This window comes from Pseudomonas sp. GW822-FHT02D10 (assembly GCF_058802345.1).
Window position 1 is genome coordinate 40,975 of the sequence record NZ_JBXAOB010000017.1, and the last position, 22,569, is coordinate 63,543.

At 59.3% G+C, this 22,569-nt stretch carries 22 protein-coding genes; 10 read left to right on the forward strand and 12 right to left on the reverse strand.

Annotation, left to right across the window (positions count from 1 at the left end; all coding sequences use genetic code 11):
* Positions 1–43 precede the first annotated feature (43 nt).
* Both AC1RPZ_RS22655 and AC1RPZ_RS22660 read right to left on the reverse strand, forming a co-directional pair.
* Positions 44–1,009 carry a ribose-phosphate diphosphokinase gene (locus AC1RPZ_RS22655; RefSeq protein WP_493139569.1) on the reverse strand — a complete coding sequence of 322 codons (966 nt, stop codon included), beginning with the start codon at positions 1,007–1,009 and terminating at the stop codon, positions 44–46.
* A 26-nt stretch (positions 1,010–1,035) separates the two neighbouring features.
* Positions 1,036–1,602 (reverse strand): phosphoribosyltransferase family protein, encoded by a 567-nt coding sequence (locus AC1RPZ_RS22660; protein WP_493139571.1) that lies wholly within the window; start codon positions 1,600–1,602, stop codon positions 1,036–1,038.
* 278 nt (positions 1,603–1,880) lie between these two features.
* Here AC1RPZ_RS22660 and AC1RPZ_RS22665 point away from each other — a divergent pair, with 278 nt between their 5' ends.
* Positions 1,881–2,588 (forward strand): phosphoribosyltransferase, encoded by a 708-nt coding sequence (locus tag AC1RPZ_RS22665; RefSeq protein ID WP_493139573.1) that lies wholly within the window; start codon positions 1,881–1,883, stop codon positions 2,586–2,588.
* Positions 2,581–3,258 carry a dienelactone hydrolase family protein gene (locus AC1RPZ_RS22670; RefSeq protein WP_493139575.1) on the forward strand — a complete coding sequence of 226 codons (678 nt, stop codon included), beginning with the start codon at positions 2,581–2,583 and terminating at the stop codon, positions 3,256–3,258. Before AC1RPZ_RS22665 ends, AC1RPZ_RS22670 begins: the two co-directional genes overlap by 8 nt.
* 6 nt (positions 3,259–3,264) lie before the next feature.
* On the opposite strand, the gene AC1RPZ_RS22675 is transcribed toward AC1RPZ_RS22670, so the two are convergent.
* Positions 3,265–4,632, reverse strand: a complete 1,368-nt coding sequence (locus AC1RPZ_RS22675) for an erythromycin esterase family protein (protein ID WP_493139577.1) — start codon at positions 4,630–4,632, stop codon at positions 3,265–3,267.
* Positions 4,633–4,933: 301 nt separating this feature from the next.
* Between AC1RPZ_RS22675 and AC1RPZ_RS22680 the strand changes: the two genes are divergently transcribed.
* From AC1RPZ_RS22680 to polX, 3 genes are all read left to right on the forward strand, one after another.
* Positions 4,934–6,352, forward strand: a complete 1,419-nt coding sequence (locus AC1RPZ_RS22680) for a cytochrome C (RefSeq protein ID WP_493139579.1) — start codon at positions 4,934–4,936, stop codon at positions 6,350–6,352.
* 25 nt (positions 6,353–6,377) lie between these two features.
* Positions 6,378–7,037: a c-type cytochrome gene (locus tag AC1RPZ_RS22685; RefSeq protein WP_493139581.1), complete on the forward strand. Its 660-nt coding sequence runs from the start codon at positions 6,378–6,380 to the stop codon at positions 7,035–7,037.
* A 139-nt stretch (positions 7,038–7,176) separates the two neighbouring features.
* Positions 7,177–8,979: a DNA polymerase/3'-5' exonuclease PolX gene (gene polX / locus AC1RPZ_RS22690; protein WP_493139582.1), complete on the forward strand. Its 1,803-nt coding sequence runs from the start codon at positions 7,177–7,179 to the stop codon at positions 8,977–8,979.
* A gap of 120 nt (positions 8,980–9,099) precedes the next feature.
* Here polX and AC1RPZ_RS22695 read toward each other — a convergent pair whose 3' ends face one another.
* The 8 genes from AC1RPZ_RS22695 to AC1RPZ_RS22730 form a co-directional block, all read right to left on the reverse strand.
* Positions 9,100–9,486: a hypothetical protein gene (locus AC1RPZ_RS22695; RefSeq protein WP_493139585.1), complete on the reverse strand. Its 387-nt coding sequence runs from the start codon at positions 9,484–9,486 to the stop codon at positions 9,100–9,102.
* Between the two features lie 31 nt (positions 9,487–9,517).
* On the reverse strand, positions 9,518–10,099 hold the full coding sequence (locus AC1RPZ_RS22700) for a Spy/CpxP family protein refolding chaperone (protein WP_493139586.1): 582 nt from the start codon (positions 10,097–10,099) through the stop codon (positions 9,518–9,520).
* Between the two features lie 198 nt (positions 10,100–10,297).
* Entirely contained in the window at positions 10,298–10,843 is a 546-nt protein-coding gene (locus AC1RPZ_RS22705) for an Hsp20/alpha crystallin family protein (RefSeq protein ID WP_493139588.1), read from the reverse strand.
* Positions 10,844–10,934: 91 nt separating this feature from the next.
* Positions 10,935–12,428 carry an arginine-ornithine antiporter gene (gene arcD / locus AC1RPZ_RS22710; RefSeq protein ID WP_493139590.1) on the reverse strand — a complete coding sequence of 498 codons (1,494 nt, stop codon included), beginning with the start codon at positions 12,426–12,428 and terminating at the stop codon, positions 10,935–10,937.
* A 187-nt stretch (positions 12,429–12,615) separates the two neighbouring features.
* Complete coding sequence (locus tag AC1RPZ_RS22715) at positions 12,616–13,317, reverse strand: VIT1/CCC1 transporter family protein (protein ID WP_493139591.1); 702 nt, start codon at positions 13,315–13,317, stop codon at positions 12,616–12,618.
* Between the two features lie 78 nt (positions 13,318–13,395).
* The gene (locus AC1RPZ_RS22720) at positions 13,396–14,361 is read right to left on the reverse strand and encodes an FAD:protein FMN transferase (protein ID WP_493139711.1); all 966 of its coding nucleotides are present in this window, start codon (positions 14,359–14,361) and stop codon (positions 13,396–13,398) included.
* Positions 14,351–16,576 (reverse strand): PepSY domain-containing protein, encoded by a 2,226-nt coding sequence (locus AC1RPZ_RS22725; RefSeq protein WP_493139593.1) that lies wholly within the window; start codon positions 16,574–16,576, stop codon positions 14,351–14,353. Before AC1RPZ_RS22725 ends, AC1RPZ_RS22720 begins: the two co-directional genes overlap by 11 nt.
* A 25-nt stretch (positions 16,577–16,601) precedes the next feature.
* Positions 16,602–17,072 (reverse strand): DUF2271 domain-containing protein, encoded by a 471-nt coding sequence (locus AC1RPZ_RS22730; protein WP_493139595.1) that lies wholly within the window; start codon positions 17,070–17,072, stop codon positions 16,602–16,604.
* A gap of 133 nt (positions 17,073–17,205) precedes the next feature.
* Here AC1RPZ_RS22730 and AC1RPZ_RS22735 point away from each other — a divergent pair, with 133 nt between their 5' ends.
* From AC1RPZ_RS22735 to AC1RPZ_RS22750, 4 genes are all read left to right on the forward strand, one after another.
* Entirely contained in the window at positions 17,206–17,865 is a 660-nt protein-coding gene (locus AC1RPZ_RS22735; RefSeq protein WP_493139597.1) for a response regulator, read from the forward strand.
* Positions 17,862–19,193, forward strand: a complete 1,332-nt coding sequence (locus AC1RPZ_RS22740; protein WP_493139599.1) for a sensor histidine kinase — start codon at positions 17,862–17,864, stop codon at positions 19,191–19,193. Before AC1RPZ_RS22735 ends, AC1RPZ_RS22740 begins: the two co-directional genes overlap by 4 nt.
* Positions 19,194–19,348: 155 nt before the next feature.
* Positions 19,349–19,858 carry a DUF1993 domain-containing protein gene (locus AC1RPZ_RS22745; RefSeq protein ID WP_493139601.1) on the forward strand — a complete coding sequence of 170 codons (510 nt, stop codon included), beginning with the start codon at positions 19,349–19,351 and terminating at the stop codon, positions 19,856–19,858.
* A 262-nt stretch (positions 19,859–20,120) separates the two neighbouring features.
* Complete coding sequence (locus AC1RPZ_RS22750) at positions 20,121–21,275, forward strand: MFS transporter (protein WP_493139603.1); 1,155 nt, start codon at positions 20,121–20,123, stop codon at positions 21,273–21,275.
* 4 nt (positions 21,276–21,279) lie between these two features.
* Here AC1RPZ_RS22750 and nhaR read toward each other — a convergent pair whose 3' ends face one another.
* Complete coding sequence (nhaR, locus tag AC1RPZ_RS22755; RefSeq protein WP_493139605.1) at positions 21,280–22,179, reverse strand: transcriptional activator NhaR; 900 nt, start codon at positions 22,177–22,179, stop codon at positions 21,280–21,282.
* A 132-nt stretch (positions 22,180–22,311) separates the two neighbouring features.
* On the opposite strand from nhaR, the gene AC1RPZ_RS22760 reads away from it, so the two are divergent.
* Positions 22,312–22,566: a hypothetical protein gene (locus AC1RPZ_RS22760; RefSeq protein WP_493139607.1), complete on the forward strand. Its 255-nt coding sequence runs from the start codon at positions 22,312–22,314 to the stop codon at positions 22,564–22,566.
* The last annotated feature ends 3 nt before the right edge of the window (positions 22,567–22,569 follow it).

Here is a 22,569-nt window from a genome sequence, read left to right on the forward strand (position 1 = left end):
AACCCGTCGTATGGGCACCCAGCGGGACCCCGTCCGCGCACTTTCATTCGATGCTCAACGATGCAGATTCAGCCAGTAGCGTGGCAATCAAGGCCGTGCTGTCGAGTACGTGCAAACGGCGCGTGACACATTCGGCTGGCAGGCGAAACGGAGGCACGCTGTCAGTGATCGCAAGGTGTTCAAACAGTGGCTTGTCGAGCAGATCGCTGCCACCGGTGAACAAGCCATGGGTGGCGGCTGCGAACAACCGGACGGCACCGGCCTGCTGGCAGGCAAGGCCCGCATGCATCAGCGTTTCGCCGGTACTGATCAGGTCGTCGAAAATAATCGCGGTCTTGCCCAGCACTTCGCCGACCAGCAGGGTGCCAGTGAACGTCGTTTGACCACGGTGCTTCTCCATCAGCGCACCGCCCACCGCGCGTCCCAGTTGCCGCTCCAGGGCCTGGCGAAATTGCTCGGCCCGCTTGGTACCGCCGGCGTCCGGGGAAACCGACACCACCTCGGCGTCGCCGACGAGCCCGGCGAAATGCCGGGCGAACAATTCTGCGCACTGCACGTTCCAGGTAGGGATGCGAAAGGCGTTGTCAAACGCTGCCGGGTTGTGCACCTCCAGGGCCACCAGACGATCCACACCGCAGGCTTCAATCATCGCCGCCACGTAGCGGGTGATCGTGGGGTCCTGAGGTTGGGTGCGACGATCCTTGCGCCCGTAGCAGAGGTAGGGCGTCACGACCTGCACAGGGCGAGCGCCGGCATCCTTGAGTGCACCGCAAAAAAACAGCAGGCGACACAGCTTATCGTTTGCGCTCTGCCGGTCATCCCCATACAAGGAATGGAACACCACGACCTCGCGACCGTTGACCGACTCCAGCGGACGGCATTTATGCTCGCCATCTTCATAGTCGCGCTCTTCATGGCGTGCCAGTTGACAGCCAAGCCGCTGCGCGACGCGGTTCGCGTAGTGCTCACTGCCTTGCAAGGCAAACAGAAGCGGGCGTTCGGTGAGCATGTATTGGCTCCTTCGAGGCACTCCCGTCAGCGGGCGGCACCATGACGCAGAACTTCGATGCAAAACTCCACTTCGTAAGGGGGCACGTTGCATTCGACGATGTCATTGGCGGCAACTTGCAAATGCACACCGACAATATCGGCATGGATTGGCTGTTGGCAGACATGCCGATCTACCAAGACTGCGGTGTAGACCCGACGAGCACCGAGTTGCGCCAGGTACGCGCAGGTGCGCAGGAGCGAATGGCCTTCAAACAGCACGTCATCGACAACCAGCAGGGTAGTACTGGCAAGGTCCAGGGCGCCCAGAAGCGGGTTTTCGGTCAATTGCGTGTGTGCATGCAGCACGCTGAGGTCATCGGCATAGCGCTTGACCTTCAGGGGGTATAGCGGCAGTTCCGGCTGGCCGGTCTGACGGGACAGATGTTGCTGTAAACGCTGTGCCAGAGGCTCGCCGCGGCGCTGGATGCCGATCAGTACCGCTTGAGCGGGCGGCAACAGTGCCGCGGCCTGACGCGCCATTGCCTGCAGCACTTCATCGAGTTCATCGTTGTCGTACACGCGCAACCGCTGACTCGCAGGTAGGGTCGGCATAGCAGTCTCCCGTCGAGAGCCGATAGATTGATCATAGCGCAAGGGGCCGTTGCTGATGGCAGTGGGCATCTGTGCCTTGCGCGGGGACTTGATATAAATCAAGACCAGTGAGACTTCAGGGGAGGAACCTGAATAAAAACGGGTGTTGACGTCCGGCTGAGTACCTCCCACGTGCTGATGGCCTGGAAAAGTTTCTCGGCAGTACGCCTGAACATGCCCTGTAACAGGTGCCTTGAAGCCGGTGCGGATGTGGCTCGATTGCCTCAGGAGGTTTCCAAATGACACAGAGTTCCTCACTGAATACCATCTTGCGCGACCGGACTGCTGCCGGTCGAACCTTGGTGGAACCGCTGCTCAAATACGCTCATCGGCCCGATGTCATCGTGCTTGCCTTGCCCCGTGGCGGTGTTCCGGTCGCCTATGAAGTGGCCACGGCCCTGGCGGTTCGCCTGGACCTGATGCTGGTCCGCAAGTTGGGCGTTCCGTCCCATCAGGAGTTCGCCATGGGCGCCATTGCCAGCGGCGGCATACAAATCGTCAATGAAGAGGCGCTGCGGCTTCACCCAATTGATCAGGGCACGTTCGAGGCCGTGGTCGCACGGGAAACCCGGGAGCTGTTGCGTCGCGAGCATTTGTACCGGGCAACGCGTGCGCCGGTGGTACTCAAGGACCAGGTAGTGATTCTGGTCGACGATGGCCTGGCGACAGGGGCCTCGATGATGGCCGCGATACACGCCGTGCGCCTGCAAGCGCCGTCGCGCATTGTCGTTGCCGTGCCCGTGGCGCCGCTTGAGACGGTCGAGGCGTTGCGCACCGAAGTGGATGAGCTGGTGTGTCCGCTCATTCCCGAGTGGCTGATGTCGATCGGCTATTGGTACATGAACTTCACCCAGACCTCGGACGAGGAGGTTATCGATCTTTTGCAGCGAGCCTGGCAACGAGAGTCGAGTACGGGGATTGCCCCTCAGGAGCATTCCGATGTTTGAGTCTCACTATCGAACGCTGAGCCTGGAGGACGTGGAACTGTCAGCCGACCTGCGTCTGCCGATGAACGCTATCGGTCTGGTGGTCTTTGTCCATGGCAGCGGCAGCAGTCGTTCAAGCCCACGTAACCAGCAGGTTGCAGAATCTCTGGGAAGACGGCGGCTGGGCACGTTGTTGTTCGATCTGCTCACGGAGCCGGAGCAGCGCCTGGATAACGTGACGCGGGAGCTGCGTTTCGATATCGCGATGCTTTCCCGGCGACTGGTGCAGGTGATCGACTGGATCGGTCGCGATGCTGAACTGCAATCGCTGCGGATCGGGCTGTTTGGCGCAAGCACCGGGGCCGCTGCGGCGCTGTTGGCAGCAGCCGAGCGTCCGGACGTGGTCCATGCGGTAGTCAGCCGAGGAGGGCGGACCGACCTGGCAGGTGCGGCGCTGTCCCAGGTAAGGGCGCCGACCTTGCAAATCGTCGGAGCAGAGGACCCGGTGGTATTGCGTCTGAACGTCCAAAGCGGTCACGTTCTGCGGTGTGAACAGCGTCTGGAAGTCGTGGAGGGCGCTACCCATCTTTTTGAAGAAACAGGCACCCTTGAGGAAGTCGCCAGACTTGCTGGCGACTGGTTCGAGAGGCATCTGCGCGGTACTCGTCCAAAGACTACTGGCAGCCTTTGACCGGTATCAGACGCCAAACGGAAAGGTTTCGTCTTCCGGTTCCAGCGCCTGGCTTTTCGGCAGAGGCAGTGCCGTTACTGGTTGTGTCTGTTCAATCCACACCATGGCGTCAAATTGCTCGGCCAGCACCGACTCGAAGTAGTGGCTGCTGCGCTCGCTTTCGGGGCGGTAAATCACCCCGATGGCCCGTTCCAGCAGGGGCTCGGACAGCGCCTTGCGCAGGTCTTCGCGCTGGGGATCTCGCCAGTCGGTCAAAGACGCGGGGACACCGGCTTTAAGGAACTGATGCTCCCAACTGTCTGCACGAGACGGCCGGATGTCCTTGATGAGCATATCGGCGTCCCAGTCATCGGCTGCCGCCACCTGGCCACGGTCGGTGCTCATGCCGATCAGAACGACATCGCGCCCATAGGCGCTGCGGCACAGTTGACCGATATTGAACTGGCCCTTCCAGCCCATTTCCGTGGCAGCGGCATTGCCGATATGGGAGTTGTGTGCCCAGACCACGGCCTTGGCGTGAGGGCCTCGGTGCTCAAGCAACGTCCGCAGCGTGTCGAACATGTGCCGGTCACGCAGGTTCCAGGAGGCGGTGGAGCCTCGATAAATCGCTCGGTAATATTGTTCCGCCGCCCGAACGACCCGAGCATTTTGCGTGGCATCGAAGAAGGCATCGTCATCGCGGATAAGCCCCGCCAGTTGTTCGGCGAGCATGGCATTGAGCTGCTCGACCACCGCTTGCTCACAGGGCATCAGGCCGCCCTGTTCGACAAAGTGGCCGTACAACGCAGGCTCATCCTGCCAGGGGGTCAAACAGCCATAGCGCCGTCGTGCTTCGTGTGCCAGTTGCGGCTCGACCCGGTCCAGATAACTCAGGACCTCGTGAATGGAGTTGCGCAAACTGTAAACGTCCAACCCGCGAAACTCGACTCGATGCTCGGGGGCTTGCTTATGGTTGTATTGATGAAGCCAGTGGGCGAATGCTTTCACATCGGTATTGCGCCACATCCAGGTCGGGAATCGGCTGAAGATGTGCCGTTTCCAGGCCGAATGGGCCAGCCCGCGGACATAACGATCAACATGCGCGGCATCTGGCCAATCAGCTTCAACCGCCACAATCGTGAACCCGTGCTGTTCAATCAGCCTTTGGGTGATCGCCGCCCGGGTTCGGTAAAAGTCGCTGGTGCCATGGCTGGCTTCACCGATCATCACTACCCGCGCATCAGCGTAACGGTCGAACATTTCACCGAAGGCGTCTGAATTCAAATCCGGCAGCGGTTCCGCGTATTGACGTAACAGAGGGGTAATAGACGCCCTCGCAACGTTGTTGCGCGGGCCGTACAGTTTTTCCAGCAATTTTTGCGAAGGTGAGGTCATGAGTGTCGTCCCTATAAGAGAGGGGTTACCCGACGTGCAGCACTTTGGGCTGCCTCTTTGATCATTCCTACACCTTGATCCAGAGGATTCTTTGAGTTTCGTCAACAAAGGATGCAATGCCCCAAGAGACAGTGTCTGCATCACACGCCCGCAGGCCGCTGAATATGACCTGACGCCATGGGCACGATGCGCGTTGCAGGCTTGAACGGCGAAACGCGTGATGGAGCTTGTAAACGGCCAGCGTCTGGCTAGGCTCCATTCAAGGTTGAATCGTTCGACAGTCTCTTCAGAGGGAACTGAAATGTATATGAAGAACGGCGAGGCAGGCGGGAAGACGGCGGTGGAGCGGTGGTTTTTTTCCGGGTCAGCTTTTTTAATCAAGTTGCTCCGGCGACCGGGCACCCTGTTGGGGGCGCTATTAGTGCTGCTGTTTTGTCAGTCAGCGCAGGCCCTGCCTTCCTTTGCACGTCAGACGGGGCAAAGCTGCGTTGCCTGCCATGCCGGTGGGCAATTTCCTGAACTGACACCTTATGGGCGCCTGTTCAAGCTGACGGGTTACACCAACGGCGTACGAACCAACCCTCTGGCCGCCATGATCGTTGGCGACTTCACCTCAACGCGCAACAACAGCGACGGTGCGGGCAGCTCGATTTCACCCAAAGACAAGCAATTCATCATTGATTTCGGCAGCGTGTTCCTCGGTGGAAAAATCACTGACGTCATCGGCGGCTTCGCCCAATTCACCTACAGCTCGTATGACCACCAGGATGCTTCGGGTAATTGGGTCAGTCACCTGGGCTCGGACAACTTTGACCTGCGTTATGCGGACCGCCGGGTGGATACCTCGAGCGATGTCATCTGGGGGGTTACATTGAACAACAACCCCACGGTTCAGGATGTCTGGAACAGTACGCCTGCCTGGGGCTATCCGTATGTCAGTTCAACCTTGGGCGCCTTCGGCGGGGTCCCGGCCTCGACACTGATTGAGGGGGGATTGGCTCAACAAGTGGCGGGTATTGGTGCCTATGTTTATTTGAACAAGTCGTTGTATCTGGAGCTGACCTCCTACCAGACAGCCAAAGACACATGGCAGTTTCTGAGTCTGGGCAACAAGAAGGGTGACACCTACCATCCACTGACGTACATGGATGGCTCAAGCCCTTATGCGAGGCTGGCCTATACCTACGAGTGGGGGGCCCAAAACGTGATGGTGGGCGCCTTTGCGATGAATGCCAAAATTCTGCCCATGGATGACTCCAACAATCCGATCCACGGCCAGGGCAGCACCGAGTACCGGGACGTAGGCTTTGATGGCCAGTATCAGTACCTCCTTGAACCCCATGCGTTCACTGCGCAGATTCGGTATATCAAAGAAGAAATCAGAGACGACACCCAGACACTCTTCGACGGACCCGCGTCCCTCCGAACGTTCAAATTGAAGGGCAGTTATGTGTACCGTGCCAAATATGGTGCGAGCCTGGCGTATACCAATGTCAATGGCAGCTCGGATGCCACGGCGTACCCGGACAGCGCCAATTTTTCTCCGGATACACAGATGTGGACGCCAGAGGTGTTCTGGTTGCCGATGCAGAACCTGAGGGTCGGGCTTCAATATAACTACTTCACCCGCTATTTGGGCGCAACGAACAACTACGACGGCAATGGCCGTGATGCCAGTGAAAACGACACCACGTATCTTTATATGTGGTACGCGTTTTGATCAGTTGAACGCAGGGGTGTAGACCATGGAATCAATGGGCATGAAGGGTACTTTCAATCGATCGCATTTTTTTCTTGCCCTCTGCGTGGTTGCGCTCACGGGCTGCACCGGTACGAACGAGGAGGCATCGGAGAAAACCTCGCCCATGTCCGGTATCGCCATGGCGGACAAGGTTTGTTCCATGTGCCATGGGCTGACGGGGGAGTCCATCTCGCCGATGTTTCCCAAGTTGGCCGGCCAGCAAAAAGAGTACCTGAAATTGCAGCTGACAGACTTCAAGGGCCATATACGCAGGGATGAAACCGGGACTCAGTACATGTGGGGATTTACCCATTTGACGGCGACCCAGATCAGCGAACTGGCGGACTATTTTTCCAGTCAGAGCCCCATGAAGGCTGACGCCGATAAGCCTGATGCACGCGGTGAACTGATCTTTCGCAAGGGCTTGCCTGAGTCGGGCGTCGCTCAGTGCAGTTCCTGCCACGGTGCCGACGGCCAGGGCAACGGTCAGTTTCCGCGCCTGGCGGGTCAACATGCCTACTACATGATTCGCCAGATCAAGGTTTTTCAACAGACCGACCAGCGCCCCCGTGGCGGCATGATGAAGCAGGTTACGCATTCACTGTCTGATGCCGACGCCGAATCTGTCGCGCATTACATCGCGACACTCGGGGCAAAACAATAAGCACCTTTGCGGCACTGGCGATGAGCCTGGCGGCACGTCGGGGGGCCCGGCCTTCAAGCGCTGTCTGATCTATATCAATGACAGCGTGGTGGGATCGGCAATCCTGACTCAGTAACCTCCACTGAGTCAGGATTACGCCATGAAGCTCACTGCGGTACCTCTTCCGGAGCCGTTGCCAGTCTTGCCCTCTTCATCGGCCAAGGTCAGGCAGGCGATCGGCAATGATCAGATCGCCGCGATTTTTGACAATATCGCCGATCTGTTGGAAATCGAGGACGCCAATCCTTTCCGTATTCGGGCCTACCGCAATGCGGCGCGAACGCTAAGGGCTTTGACCTTTGAGGTCGCGAAGCTGATCGCGCGGGGTGAACCGCTGCCCAAGCTCAGCGGTATCGGGGTCGATCTTGCCGGCAAGATCAACGAAATCGTCACCACGGGCGATTGCGCACTGCGCCAACGGCTGCGCACGACATTACCCTTGGGGCTGGTCGAGCTGCTTTCCATCGCCGGACTGGGGCCTAAACGCGTCAAACACCTCTATCACGATCTGGGCATCGAAACCGCGCAGCAACTGTGTCAGGCGGCCAAAGAGGGGCGGATTCGCCATCTGCCTGGCTTCGGCGAAAAGATGGAAGCCCGACTGTTGCACGCCGCGCAGAAGGGCATCGGCAGGGACCGCCGGTTGCCATTGGCCTTTGTGGCTCCGGTAGCCCTGCGGCTGACCGAGTACCTGCAACAGCTGCCAGGCGTTGAGGCGGCCACGGTTGCCGGAAGCTTGCGACGCATGCGCGACACCATCGGCGATATCGATATTCTCGTGGCCGCGCCACCGTCGGTGGACGTCACGGCGCACTTCATCAACCATCCCGACATTTCCAGCGTGCTGGCGCAGGGTCGCACCCGTACCAGCGTGGTGCTGGGCACAGGCATGCAGGTGGATCTGCGGGTGGTCGAACCGGCGGTCTATGGCGCCGCCCTGGTGTATTTCACCGGCAGCAAAGCGCATAACATCGCGATTCGCCAACGGGCTCAAAAGCAAGGTCTCAAGCTCAGTGAATACGGCCTGTTCAGGGCAAAAAAATGCGTGGCCAGCGCCACCGAACATTCGGTTTACCAGGCATTGGGGCTGGAATGGATGACCCCGGAACTGCGCGAGGATCGCGGTGAGATTGCCGCGGCACTAGCAGGTCGTTTGCCCAGGCTGATTGAGTTGAGCGACCTCAAAGGCGACTTGCATGCTCACACCCGCGCCTCGGATGGGGGCAACAGCCTGGAAGAGATGGCGTTTGCCGCGCAGGCAGCCGGACTGGAGTATCTGGCGATTACCGAGCATTCGCGGTCCCTCAGAGTGGCCCATGGTCTGGATGCCGACCGGTTGCTCAAGCACATCGACCAGATCGATGCGCTCAACAGCCGCTTGCAGGGCATGACCTTGCTCAAGGGGATCGAGGTGGACATTCTCGAAGACGGTAGCCTGGACCTGCCGGACGATATCCTGGGGCGTCTGGACCTGGTGGTCGGTGCCGTGCACAGCCATTTCGGCCTGACGTTGCGTCAACAAACCCAACGCTTGCTCAGGGCCATGGATCATCGCTATTTCACGATTCTGGCGCACCCGCTGTGCCGGTTGATCAATGAGCGCGACCCGCTGAACCTGGATCTGCCGGTCATCATCAAGGCGGCCCGGCAGCGTGGTTGCTGCCTGGAACTCAATGCGCAGCCGCAACGCATGGACCTGTTCGACCTGCAGTGCCGCTATGCCAAGGATGAAGGGGTGCTCATTGCCATCAACTCGGATGCGCATCGCACCGTTGACTTTGCCTATTTGCAGTATGGGGTCGCTCAGGCACGCCGTGCCTGGCTGGAAAAAACCGATGTGCTCAACACCCGTCCCCTGGCGGAACTCAAGGCGTTCCTGACCTCAGGTTCCGCCCGGGGATGAGTCACTGTTGGTGGAGGATTGAGGCGGCCCATTCCTTTTCGCCACCCATGGTGCGCACATGGAACTGCATCCAGTGTCTGCCAACGTGCGAGATACTGTCCGCGAAATCAGCTCCGCCAATCAGTGTATGGGGCCGGAGGGTGTCCCCGGAACCAGGCGCCACGCTTCAGGGCATTGGCGCACATAGGGGTAGTAGCCTTTGGCTGAAGGGCAGTAATACCAGCTAGGCACAGACGGGGTGTTGGGGGGCGCTGCCGCCGCAGGCGGGTTCGCCGGGTAGTAATAAACAGGGGGCGGGTAGTAGTAAACCGGATAGGAGGGATAGTAATACGGACCACGAAGGTACGCGCCTTCCCAGCCCAGGCCCAAGCCAAGACCGATGCCCCACCAGAACGGAGCGCCGCCATGACCGCCTCCGTGTCGGTCGGCGTTGGCCGGTAATGCAAGGCCTGTAGCGATCAGGATCGCCCCGATCAGCGCGCAACGTTTTACCGAGTTGATGTTCATGATGTCTACCCAATAGAGCAGAGAGTACCGTTCATTGTTTGCCTGTTTCGTCCTGGTCGCCTTCCATCCGGTGTTTAAACATATGCATTGGCATCTGCCCACCGTCATGGCCGGAGAAACGGTGATGCATCACCGTCCAGAACAGGTCGAAAATGGTTTTTTGTTCAGCATCCAAGGTCTCGTAGAAAGTTTTGGTGCGCGCCAGAGCAGCGTCCAGGCGAACCAGATGCGCCTGCATCCAGAGGGTTTGTGCACGCAAATGCTCTATCCCTTTGGCCATTCTTTGCGGTGTCGTTTCATCAATCAGGGCTTTCGGCGTGCTCGTCGCTTCATCGCCTCCGGGCTTGTCCTTTTCCAGTTGCTGATTGGCATCCGTGATGACCCCTGCGGCCCATGCATCCCACGCTGGCATTTGCTCCGGCTTGAGATTGAGCTTGCCCTTGAGATCATCCAGAGTCTGCTGCGTGTGTTTGACCCAGTCGAAATCCGAGTGGTGACTGGACATGCCGCCGGGTGATGACATGGGCGGGTAGGCAAAAACGCTGGCTGATGGCACCAGTAAGGCACTTGCCGCCATCAATATGCATTGGCCGATCAAGCCTGATTTCTTCATCTCCAGCTCCTCTCGATATCGTGGGGGTCACTCGAGAATAGGAGTCGGTCATAGCGAGAATCTGATCCACATCAGAAAACAGGCATACGAACGGGCAAACGGATAGACGGGCTGCTGATAGGGTGGGACCAGTAATGGTGTTCGATGCAAAAAATAACCCTTGCCGGTTTTCCGGCAAGGGGGCAGGGCGGTCACCGGCTAGTCGGCTTTGATCGGCACGATCTTTTCCGGTTTCATGGCCTCGGGCTTCTTCGGTAACGATATGCTCAGTACACCTTTGCTGAAACTCGCTTCGATCTTCTCGGCATCAACGCCTTTGGGCAGGTTGAACACCCGCTCGAAGGAACCGTAGTGACGCTCGGACAAGTGATAGCCCTTTCTATTTTCTTCCTTGTCTTCCTGTTTTTCGCCTTTGATGATCAAGCTGCCGTCGGACAGTTTGATCTCAATGTTCTTCTGATCCATGCCGGGCAGTTCGGCAGTGATTTCGAAGCTTTTTTCTTTCTCGGTAATATCCACCGCAGGAATGCTGTGACCGATCAGTTCCCGACGCCAGAGCGGATCGACATCGAACAGCCCACGGCTGAACGGCGATAATCCTGAAGAACCTCGATTGAAGTCTTCGAACAGGTGATCGACCTGTTGCCGCAGTTTTTGCAGAGGTCGCCAAAGGTCAGTCGTCACGGGGTGCTGGCTGGTTTTGTCTTCGGTATGGACTGGCACTTTCTTCTCGGAGTTGGACATTTTCACTTCTCCTCTTGGGTTATGTCGGGGGACGGTGAACGTTCTGGACGCCCGCGCCGGCCTCGAAAAAAACAGATCTATGCCTTTGGCGTTACATGGCCAGTTTCCCTGACCACAACATCCAGCTGGCAAAAGCGGCCGCCGCCCAGATGACGATCAACAGTCCCCACTCGAAGCCATTCAGTGCTTGACCCTGGCGAGCCCGTTTGGTGGCCAGGTAAATCAGTGAGCCGGGGGCATAGAGCAGGGCACTGAGCAGCATGTATTTAGGCCCGGCGGCGTACAGCAGCCACAGGCAATACAGCGTTGCGACCGATGCAATCGCCATGTCCCGCCCTTGCAGGGCTTTGTGTCCGGCATACGTCGCGCCCTGCCACGTCAGCTTCAACGCATACAGGCCGCTGAACAGGTACGGCAACAGAATCATCGAGGTCGCAAGGGAGATCAGGGCCAGGTAACTGGCACTCGAATACAGCGTCAGCAGCAGGAACAGCTGAATGCAGCCGTTGGTAATCCACAAGGCATTGGCAGGCGCGCCATGGGTGTTTTCCAGGGCCAGCGGTCCCGGCATGACCTTTTCCTTGGCCGGTGTGAACACCGACTCTGCCGCCAGCAGCGTCCAGGCGAGCAGGGCGCCACCGACCGAGATGATCAGGCCGATACTGATCAACATCGCCCCCCAAGGACCGGCCACTGCCTCAAGCACGCCACTCATCGACGGGTTTTTCAGGGCGGCCAGTTCCGGTTGTCTGAGAATGCCCAGTGACAACAGCGACACCGCAATCAGCAGCAACAAGGTGAGGGCAAAGCCGATCACGGTGGCGCGTCCCACATTGGCCCGTTCCGCCGCGCGGGCAGAGAACACGTTGGCGCCCTCGATACCGATAAACACCCAGACGGTCACCAGCATCGTGCTTTTGACCTGATCCAGTGTGCTGCCCAGCGCCGGTGCGCCCCAGAAGTCGACCATGAAGGTTTCGCGTTGGAAGGCCGCAATCACCAGGCCGATAAACAGAAGCAACGGAACGATCTTGGCCAAGGTCGTGAGCGCATTGGCCCGCGCTGCGGTGCGCATGCCCCGCAGAATCATCCAGTGCAAGGACCACAGCACCACGGACGCCGCTGCAATGGCCGCTTTGTTATTGCCTTCACCGAATAGCGGAAAGAAGTAACTCAGCGCTGCGAACAGAATCACCAGGTAACTGACGTTACCGATCCAGGCACTGATCCAGTAACCCCAGGCCGAGTTGAAACCGAGGAATTCACCGCCCAATGCGCGGGCATAGGCAAACACGCCGTTGTCCAGTTCGGGCTGGCGGTTGGACAGGGTTTGATAGACCAGCGCCAGTGACAACATGCCGACACCGGTGATCAACCAGCCAATCAGGATCGCACCGGCACCGGCGCTGGCGGCCATGTTCTGCGGCAGGCTGAAAATACCGCTGCCGATCATCGAGCCGACCACCAGAGCGATCAACAGGCTCAAAGACAGTCGTCTGGGCTCCAGTTTACGCAAGCTTCCCGCCGCAGGGCGGGGTGAAATGCCTGGGATAGTCGGTTGGGTGCCTTGCACATGCGTTGCCATGGAAGCCTCCACGAGACGAGAGATTCGACACCCATCACAAAGGTGATGGCACGAACGTTGATTCTCAATTTCTACGTGAATGGCCTGTCGGGGTTTGATCTAGATCAGAAGGATGACAACCAGTTGAATGGACATGGATTCCGGGATCGATCTGGCAGACTTCACTCAAGTACATGTCATACAAACATCAAGCAACGGCACCAAACGAGATGCCTACTGCTGCGGTAATGGCCATCGCCAGTGCACCCCACAGCGTCACCCGCCATGCCCCGATCAGAAGATTGGCGCCGCCTGCCTTGGCGGCAATGCCCCCTAAAGCGCCCAGGAAAACCAGTGACATACCGGATATCCACGGAATCACACTGTGCGCGGGAGCGAGGATGGTTACGCCCAGCGGCAATGCGGCGCCCACAATAAAGCTGGCCGCCGAGGACATCGCCGCCTGCAGCGGTTTTGCGCTGAGGGCATCGGAAATGCCCAGTTCGTCTCGCGCATGTGATCCCAGTGCATCGTGTGCCATCAGCTGCGTGGCGACTTGACTGGCCAACTCGGGTTCAACGCCGCGATCCACGTAGATGGCCGCCAATTCCCGATGCTCGGCAAGCGGCGCCGTTTCAAGCTCGGTTTGTTCGCGCAAAAGATCAGCCCGTTCGGTATCGGCCTGGGAATGCACGGAGACGTATTCTCCCGCCGCCATCGACATCGCACCCGCCACCAGCCCGGCCACACCGGTGACGAGTAAGGTGCTGTGGGGGGCATTGGCGGCGGCGACGCCGATCAGCAGACTGGCGGTCGATACAATGCCGTCGTTGGCCCCCAATACCGAGGCCCGAAGCCAACCGATCCGCTCATGTTTATGGGATTCCGCGTGTCTGCGAAAGAACTTCATCGTTGAAACCTGCTCACTGTCGTTGAATCGATGCCGATCAAAAAGTGCCTGAATAAATCAACCGCTGGCCTGGTCGTTTCAGCGAGTTTCAATCTGCGCCTGGAGCCGTCCGGCAACAACCGATATTTCCCTGAACTGCTCGTCATCATGTACCACGAACAACGCATCCATGCCGCGCTCCTGCGCCAGCTCGGGACCGGCTTTCTCTCCCAGGACCATCAGCGCGGTGGCCCATGCATCGGCGAGCATGCAGGTGGAGGCGACCACGGTCACTGCTGCGAGTGAGTTGGACAGGGGCGCTCCGAGAGCCGGGTCCATCGTATGCGAGTAGTGCCGACCCGCGACCTCGATCCAGTGACGATAGTCCCCGGACGTGGCAATCGCCGCATCACTGATCTCCATCACGCCCATGACTTCACGAACGCCACGGCGGGGTCTTTCAATGGCGACGACCCAGGACTCGCCTCCCGGCTTGGCCCCCCGTGCGCGCATTTCACCGTCGATCCCCACCAGGTAGTTCGTTATCCCCCAACCATCGAGGCAACGTGCCATTTCATCCACCGCAAAGCCCTTGGCAATGCCTGAAAGATCAAGGGTAGTTGCTGAGCGTTTGCGGACCAGTTTGCGCAGCGGATCAATCTCCAGCGCTTGAGTGGCTGGCACGCGCCCCTGACGATCCGAGGCACTGATATACGCTGCGCTGGGTCGTAGTTCGCCGGGCCCAAAGCCCCAGGCATTGACCAGATCGCCCACGGCAATATCAAACGCCCCGCTGGATTGACGGCTCACACGCAGCGCCGTGGCCAGGACGGTGGTCAGCTCCTCGGGAATGGGCAGCCATTGCTGTTCGGGTGCTGCGTTGAGGCGGTTGAGCGCGGATTGGGCCTTCCACGTCGACATCTGTTGATCCACCTCGTCGACAGCCGCAAACAGGCTCTGGTTGATGGCGGCCTCATCCACCGCCGGCTCGGCGTAAAACACCGCACTGTAACGGGTGCCCATGGTCTCCCCGCTCAGGCTATAGCGCTGGGCTTCAGTAGACATCTTCACGGTAGCGTCCTTGTGCTTTGAGCGTCAGCACGTTCAAGTCGAGTGGAGCCAGCACTTCATCCAGGGCGTTCATCACGCCTTTGGCCATCTCGCGACTCCCGCACACCAACACGTGGGCACCTTTTTCAATCAGGCGGCGTAGTGCCAGGGCGTCGGCGATGAGCCGGTCCTGCACATAGCTGCGTTCATGGGTTTGGGAGAAGGCGGCGCGCAACCGGGTGAGACGTTGATCCGCCAGATAGCGGTTGAGTTCGGGTTCATAGAGAAAGTCAGACGCCGGGTGACGTCCGCCCCAATACAAGTGCATGGGGTGCCTGGCTTTGTTGTTGCGGATAAAACCGGTTAAAGGGCCGATTCCCGTGCCGGCACCGATGAGAATCACCGGCGCTTTTCCAGCGCCGGGACGAAACTCGGGATTGGGCTGTATGAAGACTTCAATCTGTCCTCCCAGCGGCAAGTCATGAAGGAATCCGGAACACACGCCGTCTGTGTGTTTACGCACACAGATTTCCAGAACGCCGTCAGCTGATCCGCTGGCCAGTGAGTAGTAGCGTGGCACCCTGGACCCGGGCGGCAGCACCCCAACCAAATCTCCGGCGTGGAACCGGGGCAGGCCGTTGCCTTTGAGTCTGCGTTTGAGCCCGCCCGGCGAGTGGGGCGCTGCGACTGCGTTGAAACGTAGAATCTGGGTGGGCGCGTTCACGTGCTCGCCGTATTTTGTGCGATCGATCAACGCCATGGTCGTGGTGTCCGGCAGCCGCGGGGTGTGTACCAACGTCAGTTCATGGCCCAGCAACCGGCCAACGGCGGTACCCCAACGGGTGAACGCCTGAGGGGATTGGCGATTGATGGTTTCAAGTTCCAGCAGCTGCGACCAGCCTGAAGCAAGCAGAGCCGCCTGAGTGTCCTTGGCAAACTGACAAAATTTCGGGAACTGCCGATCACCAAATCCCAGTACAGCGAAAACCAGGTCAGGCCGGACGCGGGCGTTAGCCAGTCGTTTCAAGAACTGTGAGGCCGAGGCAGGCGCGTCACCGTCGCCGGTCGTGGCGGTCAGGATGAACAGCCGTTGGGCGCTGCGATACTCCGCCGCGAGCTGGTTCATGGTCGTGGTATGGACTCGGTGGCCGGTCTGGTGCAGAGCCTCATGCAAGGTGTTGGCAAACCCCCACGTGCTGTTGCTTTCGCTCCCGATCAGAATCACCGTGTCGGCGTTTTGCGCGCCACTGTTGTGACTGATTTTCGGCAGTGACTGGCGACGGCGCCACCACAGCAGTGCCCCGGTGACGCTCATCAACGGCACGCCGAGTGCGCAAACGCCGAGGAACAGGCCCAGCCACCAGAGGTTTTCGCCGGTATGTAGCTGGTAGATGAACTCGTAGGCATTACGCATGCGGTCGTGGGGCACGTAAGACAACAGCGCCCCACTGGCAGGATCGACATAACCGTCGCCCTGCGCGGTACGCAGCGAAAAGAAATCCTCAGGATGACCGACGCTGGGGTAGACCAGCTCGCGCAGGTCGTTCAGGTCAGTCGCCAGGAGCGCTGGCAAGGTTGCGATCGGTGCTGCGGGGCTGCCGCTGAGGGCGCTCGGAAATACCGGCTCGTGTTGCATCCCGTCCGAGATCAGGCTGAAGGTGGTAGCCGACATGTACATCCCGGTCAACGCCGACAACAGCAAGCCGAGAATCGCAAAACGACCGACTTCAGCGTGCCAGCGCTGATTGAAACTGCCGCGCAGTGGCCGCATCACGTGCCGCCAGCCGCCCAGGCGCTTTGCCAACAGCGCAGCCCCGGAAATCGACAGTATCAAGATGAACAGGGCGCCGATGCCTGATACCGCATGCCCCGGCATGCCTGCCAGCAATGACCTGTGCAGGTCTTTTACCCAGCGGGAGAACGCGGAGGGCGTATAGCTCGCTACACCTGCTCCAGTCAGCGGGTCGATGCGCTCGGCGCCGGCCTGACCGTCCTGGGTGAAATACACGATGACTGAACCCGAGGGGGTACGGCGGATTTTTTCGACTTCAGGGTAGTGGTTCGCCACTCGACCGGCCAACTCGGCAACGTTCACCTGACCGGATGCAGGTACTGTCGCGTTCAGCCTTTCCAGGGCCGGATTGATCGACAGGATCGCGCCGCTGATCGCCAGCAGCATGACCAGCAGGGCCGCGACAAGGCCGGGCAGTGAGTGAAACTGGCGTAGCATGATCAGCCTCCAAGGGGTGCTGGTGTCACATGTCGTAGGTAAAGGACTCGATGTAACCGCTGCCGGTCGAAGGTTTTCCCGCGCCTTGGCTGGTCAATGGCACGGCAATATCGGCGCGGGCTTCACGTTGGTTCTCGACAGCACTGTCGACGCGGATCTGATAGCCGGCATCCATCAGCGTGTCTGCCAGTTCAACGCTCACTTTCAGGGTGCGTCCGCTACCGACGCTGGCGCCGCTGACCCCGTCAAACTCGCTGGGATTCAAGCCACTGCCGCGCGCCCAGTCGGACAAATGTCTGTAGTACTTGGCCTTCTTGCCGGCCACCCACAGGGTTTTCTGGTACTTGCCGTTGGCGTCGGTCACGTAAAACGCCAGATAGGCATCATTGCCGTCGTAATTTTTCAGTTGGGTGGTCAGGGTGACTTCCCGCGCCTGGGCCAAACCCGGCAGCGCAATGGCGGTGGCGAGACAAACGGCAGCAGTCAGCTTTTTCATGGTGGATTTCCCGTTCAAGCGTTGTGGCTGGATCCTGCGCCTGTAAGCTGACAACAACCTGAAGGGGAATTCAGGCCTTTGTCAGGTTCGCCAGCCAATGTGTCGTACAGCGAACCATCACAGGAGGGTTGCAATGCGGGTTTTATTGGTTGAGGACGCTGTGGGGCTCGGCGAGGCAGTGCGTGAACAGCTCGCGGATGACGGCCACGCGGTGGACTGGGTGCAGCGCCTCGATCACGCTCAGACCAGTGTGCGAACGACGCGTTATGACCTGATCTTGCTCGACCTGATGCTGCCGGACGGACGAGGGCTGGATTTTTTGCGCAAGCAACGCGGGGCAGGGGACATCACGCCGGTGATTATTCTCACGGCTCGCGACCAGATATCCGATCGTATCGATGGCTTGAATGCAGGGGCTGACGACTATCTGGTCAAACCCTTTGATCTCTTCGAGTTGTCCGCCCGAGTCGCGGCTGTGGCGCGGCGATACAGTGGAAATCCCAATCCGCACATCAAAGTTGGCGAGTTGCAGATCGACATGACCGCTCGCACGGTTCTGCACGCCGGCATGACAGTGGACCTGACCGCTCGCGAGTGGGCATTGTTTGAAGCCTTCATCCAGCGCCCTGGCGCTTTGCTGTCCAAATCCCAGCTGGAAGATCGCCTGTATGCATTTGGGGCCGAAATTGAAAGCAACACCATCGAGGTCTATATCAGCCGTCTGCGCAAGAAGCTGGGTCGCGAGATGATTGAGACTGTCCGTGGGATGGGTTACCGGTTGATGCCGGTATGAAGCCGGCCTCGAGTCTGCAAAAGCGCCTGGGCCTGGGACTGACGCTGGGCATGACCCTGCTCTGGCTGGGGGCGACCGTAGGCGCCTGGGTTGTGGTGCAACACGAATTGAACGAGGCCTTCGACAGTGCACTGGAGGAGACGGCACAGCGAATTCTTCCGTTGGCCGTGCTCGAAATCAGCAACCGTGATGAGCCTCGCCAGGCACGCCATATTGCGCCGCTCAAAGTGCGCAAGGAATACCTGACGTACCTGGTCCGGGATGCCAGGGGCGAGATACTGATGCAATCTCATGATGCCGACCCTGACATTTTCAATCCGCTGCCGGTGGAGGGCTTCACGACCACTTCCAGGTACCGCTTGTACGGGACCAGCGCTCCGCCCGAAGGCGTTTTTATCGAGATGGCCGAGCCCTTGGCCCATCGACGCGAAGCCGCTCAGGAGGCCTTGCTCGCGTTGCTCCTGCCGTTGCTCGCACTGATTCCGATCAGCTTGTTGGGCACCTGGTTGTTCGTGCATGTCAGCCTACGCAGCGTTCGGGCGTACCGCCGGGCAATCGAGACGCGCGGGGTCGGTGATTTGTCTCCCATCAAGGTGGATCGATTGCCTGCCGAGATCGACCCGTTGGCCGAGGCGGTCAACCATCTGATGGAGCGACTGCGCAAGGCGTTGGAGGCGGAGCGCAGCTTTACGGCCAACAGTGCCCATGAGTTGCGCACCCCGTTGGCGGCGACGTTGGCACACATCCAGCGGTTACGCCGCGAGGCACCTGAGGGCCCGCTTCAAGTGCGTGCAGCCAAGATCGAGGCCTCTCTTCAAGCGCTGACACGACTCTCGGAAAAGCTGATGCAACTGGCCAAGGCGGAAGGTGGGGGGTTACTGTCCGAAGTGCCGCAAGACCTCATCCCCGTACTGGCGCATGTTGTGGATGAGTGCAATCACGCGGCCGGTCAGCGGGTTCATTTGGTCCTGCCCGCAGTGCGAAGCGTGCTGTCGGCAATTGATCCTGACGCTTTTGCCATTCTTGTGCGCAACCTGATCGAGAACGCGATGAAGCATGGCGCGCCGGATCAGCCTATCGAAGTGAGCCTTTCGAGTCAGGCACTTCTACGGGTGGTCAATGCCGGATCGGTGGTGCCTGAGCCGATATTGAAACGCCTGACCGAGCGCTTCGTGCGAGGTGAAAGCGGCGCTGATGGTTCGGGGCTTGGCTTGGCCATCGCGCTGACGATTGCCCAAGGCGTCAACGCGACGATGACGCTCGTGTCTCCCTCGACGGGCAAACAAGACGGCTTTGAAGTCATCGTGCAGTTTGTTCATGGGCGGTAATGAAACGTCCCTGGGGGGGACGAGGCCGTTACCGGGGGCGTACCGGATGCGCTTGCCGTGCGGGATCAAAGACACGCCGCACGGCGCTTCAAGCAGGGCTATAATCGCGCCACGTTTTACTCCGTTCACAGCCCCTGCCACTCAACGAGACTGCCATGACTATTTCTCTGTACGCTGCTTCCGTTCCGGTCTTCAAGCAAATGCTCAACGCGTTGAGCGATGTTCTGAACAAGGCCGAAGCCCACGCCACCGCAAAAAACATCGACCCGAATGCTTTCCTGCAAGCACGTCTGTACCCGGATATGTTCCCGTTGGTGCGCCAGGTGCAGATCGCCGTTGATTTCGCCAAAGGCGTTTCTGCCCGTCTGGCCGAAGTCGAACTGCCGAAGTACGACGATACCGAAGTGACCTTCGCCGAGCTGCAAGCACTGCTCACCAAGGTGCTGTCCTTCATCGACGGCATCCAGCCTGAACAAATCAACGGCAAGGAAGGTATCGAGATCGTTACCCGTCCAGGTACCCCGAAAGAAAAACGCTTCAGTGGCCAGGCTTACCTGCTGACCTACGGCCTGCCGCAGTTCTTCTTCCACGTCACCACCACCTACGCGATCCTGCGTCACAACGGTGTTGAAGTCGGCAAGCGCGATTTCATGGGCGCGTTCTAAACCCGCCGGACACGAAAAAGCCCGCCACGGTGTGAACCTTGGCGGGCTTTTGTTTTTGCATTGCTCTGTCTATTGCCAGGATCGCAGCCTGCGGCAGCTCCTTCAGGCCTGTAACGATCTGCCGCACGAGTGTTCAAGCGGATAGGTCAGGTTTGCGCCAGCGCTGTCGGACACACTCTGTTAAGCTTCGCCATCTTCTTTTTCATCTCCCCTCAGTGAGCCCTTGGGCTGTCGCTGGCGTTGTCGTTTTCTGGAGTTTCCCATGCTGTTGCCCATCCTGTTGTTGTCAGCCGCCGGTTTCACCGTGCTGACCACAGAATTCATCATTGTCGGTCTGTTGCCGTCGATTGCCTGTGACCTCGATGTCAGCGTTTCCCAGGCGGGATTGCTGGTGACGTTGTTCGCATTTACCGTCGCCGCCTTCGGACCGTTCCTGACCGCGTACTTCGCACGCTTTGAGCGTCGGCGTCTGTTTATCAGCGTGCTGATCATGTTCGGGTTGGCGAACACCTTGGCGGCCATGGCACCGAACATCGGTGTGATGGCAGTCGCGCGGTTGATACCGGCGCTGGGCTTGCCGGTGTTCTGGGCGCTGGCCAGTGAAACGGCGGTGGACATCGTCGGGCCGGACTACGCCGGGCGAGCGATTGCCAAAATCGGTTTCGGAATTGTCTGCGCGACCGTGTTCGGGATCCCCGTCGGTACGTTGATTTCCGATGCGTTCGGCTGGCGCACAGCTTTTGGCATTCTCGCGGTGATTGCCTTTGCCAAGGCATTGCTGCTGTTTATCTACTTGCCGAAAACCAACCTGCACAACCAGCAGGTGAGCTTCCGTTCGCAGTTCAAGATGCTGCGCAGCCCGCTGATGCAAGGGCATGTGTTGTTGTCGATTCTGGTCTTCAGCGGAATGTTTACCGCTTACACCTACCTGGCCGACATCCTTGAGCGACTGGCCGGCTTCAACGGCACTGTGGTCGGCTGGTGCCTGATGGGCTTTGGCGCGGTCGGGTTGATCGGCAACTCGCTGGGCGGGCGCATGGTCGACCGCCATCCGTTGATCGCGTCGATGGTGTTTTGTGGCTTTATGATCGGCGGCATGGTGGCGTTGGTACCGAGTATCCATTCGACGCTGGGATTGGCGGCGGCAATGGGCATCTGGGGCGTGACTCAGGCCGCGTTGTTCCTGGTCAGCCATGTGCGCCTGATGAAGGCCGCCCCGCAGGCGCCAGCCTTTGCGGCATCGCTGAACATCGCCGGGGCCAATCTGGGGATTGGCTTGGGGGCGATGGTCGGAGGGCACGTGATCGACACCCTGGGCCTTGGTAGCCTGGGGTTTGCGGCGGCCGGTTTTATCCTGGTGTCGATTGTGCTGGCGCTGTTGCTGATGAAGGTCAAAGCCCCGGCCGTTTGCGCCTGAGGCATTAAAGCGCGGTAAACAGCTCGCGTCGGGCACCTTCGGTAATCGCGACAATGCCGGGGTGCTTGACCTTGCGCTCCACCGAGATCGCGTAAAACGACTCGGTCACCGCATCGGTTTGCCCGATCAACTCGACGCCGCACTGGCGTCTCACCTCATCGGCAATCACGCTCGGGCCGATGAAAATCCCGCTGCCGGATTGGCCGAACGCCTGCATCAGGGCACTGTCATCAAACTCGCCGATGATGCGCGGCTGAATCTGCTGTTCGGCGAACCAGCGCTGCAAGCGGCTGCGCACCACGGTTTCCTGTCCTGGAATCAACAGGGGAGCACCGTGCAGGCTGCGTGGGAAGTCTTCGCCATAGCGTTGTGCCAATTCAGTCGTGGCAAAAAAACTGATGCCGCATTCACCGAGCTTCTGGCTGTAGACCTTGATGTCCAGGTGCGAAGGCATCGGGCTGTCGGAGATCACCAGGTCCAGCCGCTGAATGGCCAGGTCGGCCAGCAAGCGCTCCAGTTTGTCCTCGCGACAGGTAATGCGCAGCGGTTCACTCAACTCCATGGTCGGCGCGATCAGGCGATAGACGATGGATTTGGGCACCACGTCGGCGACGCCCACCCGAAACAGAATCTGCTGTTCATTGGGTTGTGCCCGGAGCATGGCCTCCAGTTCGCCGCCCAGCTGAAACATCTGCTCGGCGTAGGGCAGCGTCTGACGCCCGGCCTCGGTCAGTTCAAGTTGCCGACCGACCCGCTGAAACAACTCTATCCCGTAGGTTTGCTCCAGCAGGCTGATCTGCCCACTGATGGTCTGTGGGGTCAGGTTCAGTTGCTCGCAGGCGCGCACGATGCTGCCGGTTTTGGCCACGACCCAGAAGTAATGCAATTGCCGATAATTGAGCATGTGCGCTGACGATTCGTAAAAACCGAAGTATAGCCGCTAAAAATACGAATTTTCCTGAAGTGTTCGTCTCCTTAGAATGCCTCGCTATCGACGGGCCACTACCTTGGCCAAGTCTGTTCTATCGAGGAAAGCATGATGAAACTCAACGCCCTGACCGCCGCTTCGTTGCTGGCCCTCTCTGCGCTGGTGCTGAGCGGTTGTGACCAGGCCGAGAAAAGCGCTCGGCAATTGATGGGTAAAGCGGCGGAAACCGCCAGGCAAGCGATCGACGATACCCATAAGGCGGCGGAGCAAGCGCTGAGCGATGCCACCGGGAACCTCATCAATAAAAAGGAAAAACCAGCCGACGACAGCGACAAGAAAGAAATCTCGTCGCAGGAAATCTAATCC

Bases quoted from the DNA above. Each gene is read 5' to 3' on its own strand.
- AC1RPZ_RS22655 (WP_493139569.1), bottom strand. From the start codon at position 1,009: ATGCTCACCGAACGCCCGCTTCTGTTTGCCTTGCAAGGCAGTGAGCAC.
- AC1RPZ_RS22660 (WP_493139571.1), bottom strand. From the start codon at position 1,602: ATGCCGACCCTACCTGCGAGTCAGCGGTTGCGCGTGTACGACAACGAT.
- AC1RPZ_RS22665 (WP_493139573.1), top strand. From the start codon at position 1,881: ATGACACAGAGTTCCTCACTGAATACCATCTTGCGCGACCGGACTGCT.
- AC1RPZ_RS22670 (WP_493139575.1), top strand. From the start codon at position 2,581: ATGTTTGAGTCTCACTATCGAACGCTGAGCCTGGAGGACGTGGAACTG.
- AC1RPZ_RS22675 (WP_493139577.1), bottom strand. From the start codon at position 4,632: ATGACCTCACCTTCGCAAAAATTGCTGGAAAAACTGTACGGCCCGCGC.
- AC1RPZ_RS22680 (WP_493139579.1), top strand. From the start codon at position 4,934: ATGTATATGAAGAACGGCGAGGCAGGCGGGAAGACGGCGGTGGAGCGG.
- AC1RPZ_RS22685 (WP_493139581.1), top strand. From the start codon at position 6,378: ATGGAATCAATGGGCATGAAGGGTACTTTCAATCGATCGCATTTTTTT.
- polX (WP_493139582.1), top strand. From the start codon at position 7,177: ATGAAGCTCACTGCGGTACCTCTTCCGGAGCCGTTGCCAGTCTTGCCC.
- AC1RPZ_RS22695 (WP_493139585.1), bottom strand. From the start codon at position 9,486: ATGAACATCAACTCGGTAAAACGTTGCGCGCTGATCGGGGCGATCCTG.
- AC1RPZ_RS22700 (WP_493139586.1), bottom strand. From the start codon at position 10,099: ATGAAGAAATCAGGCTTGATCGGCCAATGCATATTGATGGCGGCAAGT.
- AC1RPZ_RS22705 (WP_493139588.1), bottom strand. From the start codon at position 10,843: ATGTCCAACTCCGAGAAGAAAGTGCCAGTCCATACCGAAGACAAAACC.
- arcD (WP_493139590.1), bottom strand. From the start codon at position 12,428: ATGGCAACGCATGTGCAAGGCACCCAACCGACTATCCCAGGCATTTCA.
- AC1RPZ_RS22715 (WP_493139591.1), bottom strand. From the start codon at position 13,317: ATGAAGTTCTTTCGCAGACACGCGGAATCCCATAAACATGAGCGGATC.
- AC1RPZ_RS22720 (WP_493139711.1), bottom strand. From the start codon at position 14,361: ATGTCTACTGAAGCCCAGCGCTATAGCCTGAGCGGGGAGACCATGGGC.
- AC1RPZ_RS22725 (WP_493139593.1), bottom strand. From the start codon at position 16,576: ATGCTACGCCAGTTTCACTCACTGCCCGGCCTTGTCGCGGCCCTGCTG.
- AC1RPZ_RS22730 (WP_493139595.1), bottom strand. From the start codon at position 17,072: ATGAAAAAGCTGACTGCTGCCGTTTGTCTCGCCACCGCCATTGCGCTG.
- AC1RPZ_RS22735 (WP_493139597.1), top strand. From the start codon at position 17,206: ATGCGGGTTTTATTGGTTGAGGACGCTGTGGGGCTCGGCGAGGCAGTG.
- AC1RPZ_RS22740 (WP_493139599.1), top strand. From the start codon at position 17,862: ATGAAGCCGGCCTCGAGTCTGCAAAAGCGCCTGGGCCTGGGACTGACG.
- AC1RPZ_RS22745 (WP_493139601.1), top strand. From the start codon at position 19,349: ATGACTATTTCTCTGTACGCTGCTTCCGTTCCGGTCTTCAAGCAAATG.
- AC1RPZ_RS22750 (WP_493139603.1), top strand. From the start codon at position 20,121: ATGCTGTTGCCCATCCTGTTGTTGTCAGCCGCCGGTTTCACCGTGCTG.
- nhaR (WP_493139605.1), bottom strand. From the start codon at position 22,179: ATGCTCAATTATCGGCAATTGCATTACTTCTGGGTCGTGGCCAAAACC.
- AC1RPZ_RS22760 (WP_493139607.1), top strand. From the start codon at position 22,312: ATGATGAAACTCAACGCCCTGACCGCCGCTTCGTTGCTGGCCCTCTCT.